Annotated in this window: 15 protein-coding genes; 5 read left to right on the top strand and 10 right to left on the bottom strand. The window is 71.2% G+C overall.

Going from position 1 to position 13,276, the window contains the following annotated elements:
• Positions 1 to 129: 129 nt before the first annotated feature.
• On the bottom strand, positions 130 to 924 hold the full coding sequence (locus AB0F72_RS37495; protein ID WP_360442271.1) for a DUF3097 domain-containing protein: 795 nt from the start codon (positions 922 to 924) through the stop codon (positions 130 to 132).
• A 90-nt stretch (positions 925 to 1,014) separates the two neighbouring features.
• Between AB0F72_RS37495 and AB0F72_RS37490 the strand changes: the two genes are divergently transcribed.
• Positions 1,015 to 1,797 carry a hypothetical protein gene (locus AB0F72_RS37490; protein WP_360442268.1) on the top strand — a complete coding sequence of 261 codons (783 nt, stop codon included), beginning with the start codon at positions 1,015 to 1,017 and terminating at the stop codon, positions 1,795 to 1,797.
• A gap of 1 nt (position 1,798) precedes the next feature.
• Positions 1,799 to 2,473: an NUDIX domain-containing protein gene (locus AB0F72_RS37485; RefSeq protein WP_360442265.1), complete on the top strand. Its 675-nt coding sequence runs from the start codon at positions 1,799 to 1,801 to the stop codon at positions 2,471 to 2,473.
• A gap of 403 nt (positions 2,474 to 2,876) precedes the next feature.
• On the opposite strand, the gene AB0F72_RS37480 is transcribed toward AB0F72_RS37485, so the two are convergent.
• The 6 genes from AB0F72_RS37480 to AB0F72_RS37455 form a co-directional block, all read right to left on the bottom strand.
• Positions 2,877 to 3,302: an NUDIX domain-containing protein gene (locus tag AB0F72_RS37480; protein WP_360442262.1), complete on the bottom strand. Its 426-nt coding sequence runs from the start codon at positions 3,300 to 3,302 to the stop codon at positions 2,877 to 2,879.
• Positions 3,299 to 3,721, bottom strand: coding sequence for an NUDIX domain-containing protein (locus tag AB0F72_RS37475; protein ID WP_360442289.1), 423 nt, complete (start codon positions 3,719 to 3,721; stop codon positions 3,299 to 3,301). Before AB0F72_RS37475 ends, AB0F72_RS37480 begins: the two co-directional genes overlap by 4 nt.
• A gap of 66 nt (positions 3,722 to 3,787) precedes the next feature.
• Entirely contained in the window at positions 3,788 to 4,567 is a 780-nt protein-coding gene (locus AB0F72_RS37470) for an HAD-IIA family hydrolase (RefSeq protein WP_360442259.1), read from the bottom strand.
• The gene (locus AB0F72_RS37465; RefSeq protein WP_360442256.1) at positions 4,564 to 5,595 is read right to left on the bottom strand and encodes a ferrochelatase; all 1,032 of its coding nucleotides are present in this window, start codon (positions 5,593 to 5,595) and stop codon (positions 4,564 to 4,566) included. The genes AB0F72_RS37470 and AB0F72_RS37465 overlap by 4 nt, the downstream gene beginning before the upstream one ends.
• A gap of 20 nt (positions 5,596 to 5,615) precedes the next feature.
• The gene (gene fabI, locus AB0F72_RS37460) at positions 5,616 to 6,383 is read right to left on the bottom strand and encodes an enoyl-ACP reductase FabI (RefSeq protein WP_360442253.1); all 768 of its coding nucleotides are present in this window, start codon (positions 6,381 to 6,383) and stop codon (positions 5,616 to 5,618) included.
• 29 nt (positions 6,384 to 6,412) lie between these two features.
• On the bottom strand, positions 6,413 to 7,117 hold the full coding sequence (locus AB0F72_RS37455; protein WP_360442251.1) for a beta-ketoacyl-ACP reductase: 705 nt from the start codon (positions 7,115 to 7,117) through the stop codon (positions 6,413 to 6,415).
• 153 nt (positions 7,118 to 7,270) lie between these two features.
• Here AB0F72_RS37455 and AB0F72_RS37450 point away from each other — a divergent pair, with 153 nt between their 5' ends.
• Positions 7,271 to 8,365: a histidine kinase gene (locus AB0F72_RS37450; protein ID WP_360442248.1), complete on the top strand. Its 1,095-nt coding sequence runs from the start codon at positions 7,271 to 7,273 to the stop codon at positions 8,363 to 8,365.
• Positions 8,362 to 9,009 (top strand): response regulator transcription factor, encoded by a 648-nt coding sequence (locus AB0F72_RS37445; protein WP_360442245.1) that lies wholly within the window; start codon positions 8,362 to 8,364, stop codon positions 9,007 to 9,009. Before AB0F72_RS37450 ends, AB0F72_RS37445 begins: the two co-directional genes overlap by 4 nt.
• Before the next feature lie 427 nt (positions 9,010 to 9,436).
• Here AB0F72_RS37445 and AB0F72_RS37440 read toward each other — a convergent pair whose 3' ends face one another.
• From AB0F72_RS37440 to AB0F72_RS37430, 3 genes are read right to left on the bottom strand one after another with little or no spacing between them, the layout of a single operon-like run.
• Positions 9,437 to 10,387 carry a VWA domain-containing protein gene (locus AB0F72_RS37440; RefSeq protein ID WP_360442242.1) on the bottom strand — a complete coding sequence of 317 codons (951 nt, stop codon included), beginning with the start codon at positions 10,385 to 10,387 and terminating at the stop codon, positions 9,437 to 9,439.
• On the bottom strand, positions 10,384 to 11,394 hold the full coding sequence (locus AB0F72_RS37435; RefSeq protein ID WP_360442240.1) for a DUF58 domain-containing protein: 1,011 nt from the start codon (positions 11,392 to 11,394) through the stop codon (positions 10,384 to 10,386). Before AB0F72_RS37435 ends, AB0F72_RS37440 begins: the two co-directional genes overlap by 4 nt.
• Entirely contained in the window at positions 11,391 to 12,620 is a 1,230-nt protein-coding gene (locus AB0F72_RS37430; protein ID WP_360442286.1) for a MoxR family ATPase, read from the bottom strand. The genes AB0F72_RS37435 and AB0F72_RS37430 overlap by 4 nt, the downstream gene beginning before the upstream one ends.
• A 431-nt stretch (positions 12,621 to 13,051) precedes the next feature.
• Between AB0F72_RS37430 and AB0F72_RS37425 the strand changes: the two genes are divergently transcribed.
• Positions 13,052 to 13,273: a hypothetical protein gene (locus AB0F72_RS37425; RefSeq protein ID WP_360442237.1), complete on the top strand. Its 222-nt coding sequence runs from the start codon at positions 13,052 to 13,054 to the stop codon at positions 13,271 to 13,273.
• Positions 13,274 to 13,276: the final 3 nt, after the last annotated feature.

The raw sequence follows: 13,276 nt of genomic DNA, 5'->3' as shown, positions 1-13,276 counted from the left end.
ACACCCCCGCCCCCCCCCCCCGGGGGGTGGCGGGGGCCCCAAACCCCCCCGGCCCCCGCGGGGCTGTTTCCCCCCCCCCCCCACACCGGCGACAAGGGGCGCGATGCCCGCGAGCCGAAGGCGAGCCATTTACACAGTGACGAAATCGATCAGCCGCTCCATCGAGTTGATCAGCGGGGTCTCGACGTCCTTGTAGGTGTGCACCGACCCGAGGATCCGGCGCCACATGTCGGCCGGCTCGCGCACGCCCACGGCCTCGCAGACGCCCTCCTTCCACGGACGACCCGGCGGGATCACCGGCCAGGCCCGCAGACCCACCCGCTCCGGCTTCACCGCCTGCCAGATGTCGATGTAGGGGTGGCCGGTGACCAGCACGTCCGGGTCCTTCACCGCGGACACGATCCGGCTCTCCTTGGAACCCGGCACCAGGTGGTCGACGAGCACGCCCAGCCTGCGCCGCGGGCCGGGCCGGAACGCGGCGACCGCGGCGGCCAGGTCGTCGATGCCGTCCAGCGGCTCCACCACGACGCCCTCGATCCGCAGGTCGTCACCCCAGATCCGCTCGACGAGCGCGGCGTCGTGGATGCCCTCCACCCAGATCCGGCTCGCCTTCGCGACCTGCGCCTTGACGCCCGCCACCGCGATCGAGCCGGAAGCCGTGACACGTCGTTGTTGTTTCTGCACGGCGACCGGCCTGCGCAGCGTCACCGCGACACCGTCCAGCAGGAACGCCCCCGGCGTCAGCGGGAAGTTGCGACGCTTCCCGAAGCGGTCCTCCAGCACCACGGCGCCGAGCTCCCAGCCGACCACCGCTCCGCAGAACCCCGAATCGGCGTCCTCGACGACCAGATCCGGCTCCGCGTCCACCTCCGGTATCGGCTTGCGGCGGCGCCGGCCACCCGCGAGCACATCCTCCCCATACATGTCCCGCACGGTAACCCGCGATCACGAACACACCAGCGGTGACGCTCCGAGCCGAGACAACCTTCCGTGCCGGCACGTACCCTTGCTCGCATGTCACCCGTAGCTGGGGCGGCCATTCGCACCGCCCGCCGGTCCACCAGGTTCGTGACCTGGGTGCGCGCCTGGCGCGCCGGCATCGTGCCGTTCGACGAGATCGCCGACGAGATCGCCGACGGCGAGGAACACCTGGTCGCGGACGCTCCCGGCACCTGGACCGACGTTCCTCTCGCACAGGCGCTGCCGGCCCTCGCGAAACTGCATCCCGACGACATCCGCCTCGTCCTGCCGGTGCCCGGCGACCCGCGCGGCCTGCCCGGACCGGGCGAGCTGACCAGCGCCGCGCTGCTCGCCGGCGAGGTGGTGATGACACCCGAGTTCGGGGTGGTGCCCGAGGTCCGCCGGCACACGTCCGGGTCCGGGGTGGAGTTCGAAACGGTGCTGTGGCGGTTCATACCGGCGCCCGAGCACCGCCCGGTCTTCCAGATGGGCGCCGCCGAGGCCGAGGCGGAGCTGACCGCCGCGCTCGGCGAGGCCACCGCGCAGCTCACCCGGCTCGACGTCGCCCAGTGGAAACCGGAGCTGGCCGGCGCGCTGCAGGCGCTGCGCCGCCCGGAGAGCACCGCGACCCTGCCGCCCGGCTTCGACCCCCGCTCCCGTCGCCTGTTCGCCCGCGCCAGCGTGCTCGACCAGGTGCTGGCGCTCGCCGAGACGAACGCGCCGGGCGGCGCGGTGAACGGTTTCGAGGCCCAGGCCCGCGACGCGGCGCTGCGGCCCTTGACGGCGGCCTGCCGGCAGGCGCTGGTGGCGGCCTGCAACTCGCCGCTCCGGCCGTAACATGCCGGACCGGCACGCGCACTGCACGTTCTGCGGCGCCCGCTTCACCCCCGCCACGATCCCCGCGCCGGGTCCGGTCGCCGAGTCCGGCCCTCCCGCCGGCGCCGGTCCCGCTGCCGGCTCCGGTTCCGCTGCCGGGTCTGGTTCCGTTGCCGGGTCCGGTTCCGTTGCCGGGTCCGGTTCCGTTGCCGGGTCCGGTTCCGTTGCCGGGTCCGGTTCCGTTGCCGGGTCCGCGCCGGGCCGGCCGCGTCGCTGCACCGCGTGCGGCGAGACGACCTACCGCAATCCCAGTCCGGTCGCCGTCGCGGTCCAGCCGGTCGGCGCCGGCCTGCTCGTGGTGCGACGCGGCCTGCCGCCGGCCGAGGGCCGGCTCGCCCTGCCGGGCGGCTTCATCGAGCTGGGCGAGACCTGGCAGGCCGCCGCGGTGCGCGAGCTGAGCGAGGAGACCGGCGTGGTTCAAGAGCCTTCCCTGGTACGCCTTTTCGACACCATCAGCGCCCCGGACGGCACGATCCTCATCTTCGGCCTGTTCCCGCCCCTGATCGGCGCCGCCGCCCTGCCGCCGCCCCCTCCGACCGGGGAGACGCTCAGTCGCGAGGTGCTCTACGGCCCGACCGAGCTGGGATTCAGCATCCACACGGCGATAGCCGAACGCTTCTTCACCCAGCACCGCTGACCACTCCAGCGCGCCCGGCCGCCCATTCCGCGCCGCCGCTCACCCCGAGCCGTAGCCAGCGCAGGCAAAGCCGCGCCATAACCTGCACGCGCTACGGCTCAGATCCGCCAGCCGTAGCCAGCGCAGGCAAAACCGCCCCGCAACCTGCCTGGACTACGGCTCCCGGAAGCCAGCCGTAGCCCACACAGGCAAAACGGCGCTTCAACCTGCACTGGCTACGGCTCAGACCCGCCAGCCGTAGCCGACGCAGGCAAACCGCCCCGGAACCTGCCTGGACTACGGCTCGCGCTCGGGGCACGCCCGCTCGGGGCACGCCCGCTCGGGGCACGCCCGCTCGGGGCACGCCCGCTCGGGGCACACCCGCTCGGGGCACACCCGCTCGGGGCACGCCTGCTCGGGCGGGTCAGTCGATCAGGCCGGCCTCGTGCAGGCGGGTCAGGAGGAGCTTGATCGCCGGGGCGCAGCGGGCCTCGTCCGCCGACGTGAACCACGCCAGCTCGGCTATCTCGTTGGCCGGGGCCGGCTCGCCCGGCACGTCGGCGATGAACGTGACCAGGCGGACCCGGGTGCCCGGCGGCCGGTTGTGTGCCGGGGCCTCGATCGTGGCGAACGGCCGCAGCCACGCCGGGTCGACCGGGATGCCGACCTCTTCGAACGCCTCCCGGGCGGCCGCCTCGGCGTGCGTCTCCCCCGGCTCCGGTTTGCCGCCGGGCAGGTAGAACGCGTCCGAGCCGTGCGCGCGCACGACCAGGACGCGCCGGTCCCGGACGCAGACCCACGCCGCCGCCACGACTCCGGCGAAGACCGTCATGCGAGCAGGACCCGTCATGCGAGCAGGAAGGACGCGCCGGCCTCGAAGCGGGCCAGGTCGGCCAGGGTGGCGTGCACCGAGTGGGTGCTGCCTTCCGGGAGCGCGTCGAGCGGGTGGAACCCGGCGTCGGTGGTCTCGTCGGTCTCCCGGAGCAGCTCACCGGACCACTCATCGACCCGGACCGCGAGCGAGATGTGCTGGTACCGGTGCCCGTACACGTTCGTGGACACGTGCCCGCCGGAGTAGACGGCGAACGGTGTGATCCGGTGCGCGGTCAGCCCGGTCTCCTCGAAGACCTCGCGGATCGCGCAGTCGTGCAGTGTCTGGCCGAGCTCCATGGTCCCGGCCGGCAGCGCCCACCGGCCGTTGTCGCTCCGCTTGATCAGCAGCACCCGGCCGCCGGAGTCACGCAGGACGGCACGGGCGCCGACGGTCATCAGCACCCGTTCCGGTCCGGCGATCTCCCGCAGTTGTCCCAGGTAGGACTCCTCCCACGCGGGCACTCAGATCTCGTCGATCAGATCGGCGACGGAGTTCACGATGCGCGACGGCCGGTACGGGTACGTCTCGCTCTCCATCCGGCTGCTGATCCCGGTGAGCACCAGGATCGTCTCCAGCCCGGCTTCGAGGCCGCACAGCACGTCGGTGTCCATCCGGTCGCCGATCATCGTGGTGGTCTCGCTGTGCGCGCCGATCGCGTTCAGCGCCGAGCGCATCATCATCGGGTTCGGCTTGCCGACGAAGTACGGCTTCACACCCGTCGCCTTGGATATCATCGCGGCGACCGAGCCGGCGGCCGGGAGCAGGCCCTCGTTGGACGGGCCGGTGGCGTCCGGGTTCGTACAGATGAACTTGGCGCCGCCGTTGATCAGGCGGATCGCCTTGGTGATCGCCTCGAAGCTGTAGGTGCGGGTCTCGCCGAGCACCACGTAGTCCGGCTCGAACTCGGTGAGCACGTAACCGGAGGCGTGCATCGCGGTGGTCAGCCCGGCTTCGCCGATCACGTAAGCGGTGCCGCCGGGCCGCTGGTCGGAGAGGAACTGCGCGGTCGCCAGCGCCGCCGTCCAGATCGACTGCTCGGGCACGTCGAAACCCATCCGGACGAGCCGGGCCTGAAGGTCACGAGGCGTGTAGATCGAGTTGTTCGTGAGGATCAGGAACGGCTTGCCGGACTCCTTCATCCGGTTCACGAACTCGGGCGCGCCGGGCACCGGCACACCCTCGTGGACGAGCACGCCGTCCATGTCGGTGAGCCAGCTCTCGGTGGGCTTGCGGTCCGTCATGAGGGGGCTCCTCGTCGCTGTGGGGGCGGGCAGCAGTCGGTGGGACAGAGGTCCCAGGTCGGGAGCGTACCGAGCGTCGTGTGTGACGCTCCGGCGGTACGCTCCTGGACCAGCTCGCGGACCATCGCGACGAATCGGGGGTGGGTTCCGGGGGTAGTGGCACGCGCGTACCCGAGGCCGAGCCGGGCCGCGGTGTCCTTGGCCTCGTTGTCGAGGTCCCAGATCACTTCGAGGTGGTCGGAGACGAAACCGATCGGGCTGACCACCACGTCGGTGACGCCTTTCTCGGCGAGCGACTCCAGGTGGTCGTTGATGTCCGGCTCCAGCCACGGGATCTGCGGCGGTCCGGAACGGCTCTGCCAGACCAGGTCGTACTCCAGGTCGGCGGCGGCCGCGGCGTGCACGAGCCGGGCCGTCTCCTCCAGTTGGGCGTTGTAGCGGCCGCCTGTCGGCCCGGCCGTCTTCGCCATGCTGACCGGGATGGAGTGTGCGGTGAAGACCAGCCGGGTGGTGGCACGCCGCGACGCGTCGAGGGTCGCGAGGGCGGTGCGGACCGACTCGATGTTCGGCTCGATGAAACCGGGGTGGTCGTGGAACTGCCGCAGCTTCAGGATCTTGGGGGCGCCCGGCCCGACGGCCTTGCGGGCGGCCGCGATGTCCTCCCAATACTGCTTGCAGGAGGAATAGCCGCCGTACGCGCTGGTGGCGAACCCGAGAGCGGTCTCCACACCGTCGTCGCGCATCTGCGCCACGGTGTCGGCCAGCATCGGCTGCCAGTTGCGGTTGCCCCAGTAGAGCGGCAGGTCGATGCCGTGCCGGCCGAACTCGTCACCGAGGGCGGCGAGCAGGTCACGGCATTGCTGGTTGATCGGTGAGACCCCGCCGAAGTGCATGTAGTGCTCGTACACCTCGGCGAGGCGCTCATCCGGAACTCCGCGCCCGCGCACCACGTTGCGCAGGAACGGCATCACGTCATCGGGCTTCTCAGGCCCGCCGAAGGAGAGCAGGACGAAGGCGTCGTATACCACCCGCCCATCCTGCCACCGGTTCACGCACCGAGCGCGTGGTAACCCCCGTCGACGTGTACAACCTCACCCGTGGTGGCCGGGAACCAGTCGGAGAGCAGCGCGCAGATGGCCCGCGCGGTCGGCTCCGGGTCGCCCAGGTCCCAGCCGAGCGGCGCGCGCTCGGCCCACGCCTCCTCGAACTGCTCGAACCCGGGGATGGACTTGGCGGCCATCGTGCGCAGCGGGCCGGCCGAGACCAGGTTGCTGCGGATGCCCTGCTTGCCCAGGTGCAGCGCGAGGTAGCGGTTCGCCGACTCCAGGCCGGCCTTCGCCACGCCCATCCAGTCGTAGACCGGCCACGCCTTGGTCGCGTCGAAGGTCAGGCCGACGACCGAGCCACCCCGGCTCATCAGCGGCAGCGCCGCCATGGCGAGCGACTTGTACGAGAACGTGGAGATCTGCAGCGCCGTTGCCACGTCCTCCCACGGCGCGTCCAGGAACCCGCCGCCGAGGCAGCTCTGCGGCGCGAAGCCGATCGAGTGCAGCACGCCGTCCAGCCCGTCGACGTGCTCGCGGACCTTGTCGGCCAGGCCGCCGAGGTGCTCCGGGTTCGTCACGTCGAGCTCGATCACCGGGGCCGGTTCGGGCAGCCGCTTGGCGATCCGCTCGACGAGCGAGAGCCGGCCGAAGCCGGTCAGCACCACTGTGGCGCCGGCCTCCTGCGCGACCTTCGCCGCCGAGAACGCGATCGAGGCGTCGGTGATGACACCCGTGATGAGCAGCCGCTTACCGGCCAGAAGTCCAGACACGAAATTCTCTCCTGACGAACTGAAAAAAGTCAGTGGCCCATTCCGAGGCCACCGTCGACCGGCAGCACGGCGCCCGAGATGTACGCCGCGCCGTCGCTGGCCAGGAAGGTCACCGCGGCGGCGACCTCGTCCACGCTCGCGAGGCGCCCGGCCGGGACGGACTTGATGATCTCCGCCTTACGGGAATCCGGCAGCACGGCCGTCATCTCGGTCTCGATGAAACCGGGCGCCACCACGTTCGCGGTGATGTTGCGGGTGCCCAGCTCGCGGGTGATGCTGCGGGCCATGCCGACCAGGCCGGCCTTGCTCGCCGCGTAGTTCACCTGACCGGGGCCGCCGTACAGGCCCACGACCGAGGAAATGAAGATCATCCGGCCCCACTTGGCGCGCAGCATCTTGCCGCTGGCCCGCTTCGCGACCCGGAACGAGCCCTTGAGGTTGGTGTCGATGACACGCTCGAACTGCTCCTCGCTCATCCGCAGCAGCAGCGTGTCATCGGTGATGCCGGCGTTCGCCACCAGGACCTCGACCGGGCCCAGCTCGTTCTCGACGAACGTGAACGCGGCGTCGACGGCCTCCGGATCGGTGATGTCGCACTGCACACCCAACAGGCCCTCGGGCGCGCCCGACCCGCGATGAGTCACGGCGACCCGGTCGCCCTGCTTCGCGAAAGCCTGGGCGATGGCCAGGCCGATGCCGCGGTTTCCTCCGGTCACCAGAACGGTCCGAGCCACAACCCCACCCCTTCGACACGTGGTCATAACCTGCTGGGAATGGAGACTAACGGCCCTTCCGCGCACAGCGGCGTGACGGGGCCGCTGACTTACCTAACGTTCAAGCAGGAGATTCCCAGGCCACCGGCCTCGCGTCGATGGTTCGGATACGCGTTGCCGCTGCTCCTGCTCGCCCTGGCCGGCATCGGCTGGGCCGCCGGCAGCTACCTCGCGGCCACCCGGGAACTGCCGGTGGCGCTGGATGTCCTGCTCGCGATCGGCTCGGTGCTGCCGGCCGCTGTGGCGTACCGCAGACCGGTCCTGGCCTGGCGGATCGCCCTCGTGATGATGTTCGCCGGAGTGATCGACGCTGGTCCGGCGCAGTCCTGGCCCTGGAACACGGTGCAGGTCGCCGGCACGCTGTTCGTGATGATCCGGCTCGCCGCCACCAGCGAGTCGGTCGTCACCGTCTGGGCGACCACGCTCACCCTGGTCCCGGTTTTCCTCTTCGCGCCGGACGCCAACGCCTGGGGCGCCGCCGTGCTGATCGTCGCCGTGGCCGCGATCGGCGACATCATCTCCCGCCGCCGCCGCACCCGCGAGCTGCTCGCGGAGCAGAGCGAGCTGAACGAACGGGAGCGGGCCAAGCGCGCGGTGCTGGAGGAACGCGCCCGGATCGCGCGGGAGATGCACGACGTGGTGGCGCACCACATGTCGATGATCGCGGTGCAGGCGGAGACCGCGCCGTACCGGGTGACGGATCTGCCGGAATCCGCGAAACAGGAACTCACCACGATCGCGGCGGCCGCCCGGGAGGCGATGACCGACATGCGACGCCTGCTCGGCGTGCTCCGCGCCGACCAGCAGGAGACACTGACAACCCCACAGCCGGGGTACGCCCAGATCACCGATCTCGTGTCCACCGCGAAACGCGCGGGACTGCCCGTCGACGACGAGTTGCCGGAGCTGCCGGATCTCCCCGAGGCGGTGGGCCTGGCCGCGTACCGGATCGTGCAGGAAGCTCTCGCCAACGCGGCGCGGCACGCGCCCGGCGGCCCGGTGCGTCTCGAAGCTCGCGCCGACCGGTCCCGGCTGGAGTTGCGCGTGCGGAACGAGCTGACGCAGGAGCCGGACGACAGCCACACCGGCGGCCACGGCCTGGTCGGGATGCGCGAACGCGTCGCGCTGCTCGGCGGGGAGCTGACCGCCGGACCCGACGGCCACGGCGGCTACCAGGTGATCGCAACGATGCCCCGGGAGACACGATGATCAAGGTGTTGATCGCCGACGACCAGGCGATGGTCCGGCAGGGCTTCGGCGCGCTGCTCGCGGCCCAGCCCGACCTGCTCGTCGTCGGCGACGCCGCGAACGGCGCCGACGCGGTGGCCGCCGCACGCCGGCTCAACCCGGACGTGGTGCTGATGGACGTCCGGATGCCGGTGATGGACGGGCTGGAAGCCACCCGGCGGCTCGTCGGCGGGCCGAAGGTGCTGATTCTCACCACGTTCGATCTCGACGACTACGTCTACGAGGCGCTGCGGGCCGGCGCCAGCGGGTTCCTGCTCAAGGACGCGCCCGCTGACGACCTGGTCACCGCGGTCCGGGTGGTGGCGTCCGGTGAGGCCCTGCTGGCCCCGTCGGTGACCCGGCGGCTGATCGCCGAGTTCGCCGCCCGCCCGGCGCGGAACAAGCCGCGGCCGGTCGAGCTGAACGCCCTCACCCCGCGCGAGACCGACGTGCTGCGGCTGATCGCCCGGGGCCGCTCCAACCAGGAGATCGCCGCTGACCTGGTGGTCGCCGAGCAGACCGTGAAGACCCACATCGGGAAGATCCTCGGGAAACTGGGGCTGCGGGACCGGGCCCAGGCGGTCGTGCTCGCCTACGAGACCGGGCTGGTCGCCGCCGGGGAATAGTCAGGTCGGGTGACCCGATTTCTTTAAGTGGCGCTTAAGGAGTACGCTCCCAGGCGGTTCCCAGGCCAGAACGAGCTATGGAGGTGATCGCTGTGCGAGATAGCGATCCTCCTAGTCGTGGCCGGGACGCTCGTCAGCGTTTCTGACCGCTGACCAGACGCTTTCCCACCCCGCACCCACCGGTCCCGCCGTTTCCCGGCCGGCCGGCTGCGTCGTGTGCGCCACGACGCCGGGTGCCGGGCTCGGCCGCGACGTGACATGCGCGTTACCCCCGCCTCGCACAGTCACCAGCGGAAGTGTGGTGTTTCCCGTGAAGAACCTCGTCGCGCCCCTCGGTTTCACCCTGCTGTCGGCATGGGTGGTCATGCTCTTCGTGCTCGCGCACAACTCTTAGTCCTCAGGCAGCCGGGCCTCAGGCAGCCGGAACTCAGGGCAGCCGGGACGTCCACAGCAGGCTGAGGCCCGCGCCGATCAGGCCGAGCAGCAGGCCTGTCGCCGCGTACCACTGGGTCACCTCGCGTGGCTCGGTCCGGTGGCCGATCGAGCTGCCCATGTCCTCATAGACCTGTTTCAGCTCGCTGACCGACGCGGCCTCGTAGAAGTGGCCCTTGGTGTTGTCCGCCAGCTCCTGCAGCGACAGCCGGTCCACCGGCACCTGCTGCACCGAGCCACGGATGTCCACCACACCGGTGTCGGTGCCGAACGCGATCGTGGAGACCGGCACGTTCGCCGAGGACGCCGCGGTGGCCGCGTCCTCGATCGACCGCCCGGACGTCCGGTACCCGTCGGAGAGCAGCACGATCCGGGCCGGCGGAGCGCCGTCCGCGCCGTCCGACGGCACCGAGCGGATCGCGTCCAGCGAGGTGAACACGGCCTCACCCGTCGCCGTCGCCTCGGCCAGCGTCAGACCGTCGATCGCGGTGATCACCGCGGACCGGTCCTTGGTCGGCGAGACCAGCACGTTCGCCGCCTTGGCGAACGAGACCAGGCCCAGGTTGTAGGTGGGCGGCAACTCGTTCACGAACGCTTTCGCCGCCTCCTGCGCCGCCTCGATCCGGCTCGGCGCCACGTCGTCGGCCTGCATCGAGAGCGACACGTCGATGGCGAGCATGACGGTGGCGCGTTCCAGCGGCTGCTCGGTGTCGACCGACGGGCGGGCGGTCGCCGCCGCGAGCGCGCCGAGCATCAGCAGGAACGCGGCGGCCGACACGTGCCGGCGCCAGCCCAGGCCTCGCGGCGCCAGGGTGCGCAGCAGGTCGACGTTGGTGAAGCGCATCGCGTAGTTGCGCTTGCGGAACTGCCGCCAGACGTACAGGCCGGCCATGGCGAGAACCGGCAGCAGCGTCAGCAGCCACCACGGCTCCAGGAAACGGATCATCGTGTGGTCCCTCGGGTACGGGCGTGGCGCTGAGCGGCCACGAAGCGGACCATGTCGAGCAGCCAGTCGGTGTCGGTGCGCAGCCGCAGGTGGGCGGCGCCGGCGGCACGCAGGGCACGGGCGATCGCGGCCCGCTGCTCCCCGGCCGCCTCCGCGTACCGCTGGCGCAGTTTGGGGTCGGCGGTCTGCACCTCGTGCAGCGCGCCGGTCTCCGGGTCGGCCAGGGTCAGCACCCCGACGTCCGGCAGTTCCAGCTCGCGCGGATCGACCACCTCGATCGCCAGCACGTCGTGGCGGACGCCCAGCTTGCGCATCGAGCGCGCCCAGCCCTCGACCGGCGCCAGGAAGTCGGAGATCACCACGGCCACGCCACGGCGGCGTGGCGGCCGGTTCAGCATCTCGATCAGCTCGCCCAGGTCGGCACGCCCGGGCCGGATCTTGGTCTTGGCGATCGCCCGCAGCAGGCCCTGCGCCTCCTTGCGGCCCGGCCGCGCCGGCATCCGGACCATCGGCGGGCCGGGCGCGGGGCTGGGCGCCGCCGCCGCCTTCCGGCGCCACCAATTGCCGCTCAGACCCTTCTCCGGTACGCCCGGACCGGTACCCACCACCGCGCCGATCCGATTGCCACCTCGTGCGGTGAGGTGCGTTATCGCCGTCGCCGCGGCGATCACCAGATCACTCTTGAGCCACCGCGCGGTCCCGAAGTCCAGGCTGGCCGACAGGTCGATCGCCATCCACGTCTCGAGTTCCCGGTCGGCCACCGTGCGGCGCACGTGCGGCGTCGTGGTGCGCGCCGTGACCGGCCAGTCCATCCGGCGCACGTCGTCGCCCGGCCGGTACTCCCGGGACTCGCCGGCCTCGGTGCCCGGACCGGGCAGCAGGCCGACGTAGTCGCCCTGGAGCAGGCCGTCGAGCTTGCGGGTGACGAGCAGTTGCAGGCGGCCGAGGACGGCCTCGGCCCGCGCCGACTCGTCCGGCGTGACGGGCGACAGGCCGGGGGACGTCATGGCTGTCCGTGCCAGCCCGGGCCGCCGGCCTGCGGATAGTGCTGGCGGTTGTCGAACGCGGCCGCCGGGACGCCGCTGATCGGCTGCGCCGGCGGGGCGCCCTGCCCGTTCGGCCCGGTGTGCGGCTGACCCTGGTACGGCTGGCCCTGGTACGGCTGGCCCTGATGCGGCTGGCCCTGACCCGGCTGGCCCTGACCCGGCTGGCCCTGATGCGGTGACGTGCCCTGCCGGGACGCGACCGACGGCATCGGCACGGTCTGCATGATCCGGGCGACGATGTGGTCGGCCGGGATGTCGTCGGCGAGCGCGTCGTAGCTGAGCACCAGGCGGTGCCGCAGGATGTCCGGCGCGATGTCCTGCAGGTCCTGGGGCAGCGCGTAGTCACGGCCGCGGAGCAGGGCGAGCGCCCGGGTGGCCCGGACGATGCCGAGCGAGGCGCGCGGGCTCGCACCGTACTGAATCAGCTGGGCCACGTCGGGCATGCCGTGCTGCGCCGGCGCGCGGGTCGCCAGCACCAGGCGGACCGTGTAGTCGACCAGCGCGTTGTGCACGAACACCTGGTCGGCGCGCTGCTGCAGGGCGAGCAGGTCGGCCGGGGTGAAGACCTGTTTCGGCTCCGGCGCGCTCACGCCCATCCGGTAGACGATCTCCCGTTCCTCGGTGTCCGTCGGGTAGCCCACCAGGATCTTCATCAGGAAGCGGTCGCGCTGCGCCTCGGGCAGCGGGTAGACGCCCTCCTGCTCGATCGGGTTCTGCGTCGCCATCACCAGGAACGGGTCGGGCACCGCGTGGCTCTTGCCGCCGATCGACACCTGGTGCTCGGCCATCACCTCGAGCAGGGCGGACTGCACCTTGGCCGGCGCCCGGTTGATCTCGTCGGCGAGCAGGAAGTTGACGAAGACCGGGCCGAGCTCGACGTCGAACCGCTCGCTCGACTGCCGGTAGATCCGGGTGCCGACGATGTCCGCCGGGACCAGGTCGGGCGTGAACTGCACCCGGGAGAACGTGCCGCCGACCACCTTGGCCAGGGTCTCCACGGCAAGCGTCTTCGCCACGCCGGGAACGCCCTCCAGCAGGCAGTGACCGCGGGCCAGCAGGGCCACGAACATCCGCTCGACCATCCGGTCCTGGCCGACGATGACCCTCTTCACCTCGAACATGGCCCGCTCGAGCTGCGACGCGTCCTGCGCCGGGGGCACGACCGACGGCGCTGGCGCGCCGGGCATGGCCCGCTCGAGTTGCGACGCGTCCTGCGCGGGCGGAACCGGCACGGACGCCGGTGACCCGGCGTCGGGACTGGTCTCGGTCTCGGGCGTGCTCGGCTGCGCCACCGGTCCTCCACAAGCGGTCGTGATCGCCGGCGTGGATGCCGACGCTCAAGACTTACACGACAGACAACACCACACGGCTGGGAGGTTCCTAAGAAAGTCCCGGCCGCGCGCACACCAGCCTATGCATCGGGGGTGTCACCTCGCAGTCATCATCCGCCGCAGCGCAAGAGGCCGGATGTGTTGATCTTTCTGCGCGATCCGCTGGATCGGGCACGGTCACCGGGTGGATACGCGCGGAAATGAAGCGTGTAGCATTTCCCTTGTCGCCGGGCGGCTTCCCCCGTGGCCGCCCGGCGCTATAACTCCCATCCGTTAGGTTCTCCGGAATGGTCGAGGTTCTTTCACCACAGTGTTCCGCCAAAGGTTGCCGTGCGGCCGCCCTCTGGCAGCTCCGCTGGAACAACCCGAAAATCCACACCCCGGATTACCGGAAAACGTGGCTGGCCTGCGCTGATCATCGATCCACGCTCGGTTCTTTTCTCGATGCGCGGGGCTTCCTGCGCGAGGTCACGCCCTTCACAGCGGCGGGAAATGCGCCCATCTCCTAGGCT

This window comes from Actinoplanes sp. NPDC023936 (assembly GCF_040639325.1).
Lineage (GTDB): Bacteria > Actinomycetota > Actinomycetes > Mycobacteriales > Micromonosporaceae > Actinoplanes.
The sequence above is the reverse complement of the archived record's forward strand: the minus strand, read 5'-3'. Positions and strand labels throughout refer to the sequence as shown.

What these genes read in the sequence shown, in the direction of transcription:
- AB0F72_RS37495 (WP_360442271.1), bottom strand. Translation starts at nt 924, where the DNA reads ATGTATGGGGAGGATGTGCTCGCGGGTGGCCGGCGCCGCCGCAAGCCG.
- AB0F72_RS37490 (WP_360442268.1), top strand. Translation starts at nt 1,015, where the DNA reads ATGTCACCCGTAGCTGGGGCGGCCATTCGCACCGCCCGCCGGTCCACC.
- AB0F72_RS37485 (WP_360442265.1), top strand. Translation starts at nt 1,799, where the DNA reads ATGCCGGACCGGCACGCGCACTGCACGTTCTGCGGCGCCCGCTTCACC.
- AB0F72_RS37480 (WP_360442262.1), bottom strand. Translation starts at nt 3,302, where the DNA reads ATGACGGGTCCTGCTCGCATGACGGTCTTCGCCGGAGTCGTGGCGGCG.
- AB0F72_RS37475 (WP_360442289.1), bottom strand. Translation starts at nt 3,721, where the DNA reads ATGACCGTCGGCGCCCGTGCCGTCCTGCGTGACTCCGGCGGCCGGGTG.
- AB0F72_RS37470 (WP_360442259.1), bottom strand. Translation starts at nt 4,567, where the DNA reads ATGACGGACCGCAAGCCCACCGAGAGCTGGCTCACCGACATGGACGGC.
- AB0F72_RS37445 (WP_360442245.1), top strand. Translation starts at nt 8,362, where the DNA reads ATGATCAAGGTGTTGATCGCCGACGACCAGGCGATGGTCCGGCAGGGC.
- AB0F72_RS37440 (WP_360442242.1), bottom strand. Translation starts at nt 10,387, where the DNA reads ATGATCCGTTTCCTGGAGCCGTGGTGGCTGCTGACGCTGCTGCCGGTT.
- AB0F72_RS37435 (WP_360442240.1), bottom strand. Translation starts at nt 11,394, where the DNA reads ATGACGTCCCCCGGCCTGTCGCCCGTCACGCCGGACGAGTCGGCGCGG.
- AB0F72_RS37430 (WP_360442286.1), bottom strand. Translation starts at nt 12,620, where the DNA reads ATGCCCGGCGCGCCAGCGCCGTCGGTCGTGCCCCCGGCGCAGGACGCG.
- AB0F72_RS37425 (WP_360442237.1), top strand. Translation starts at nt 13,052, where the DNA reads ATGGTCGAGGTTCTTTCACCACAGTGTTCCGCCAAAGGTTGCCGTGCG.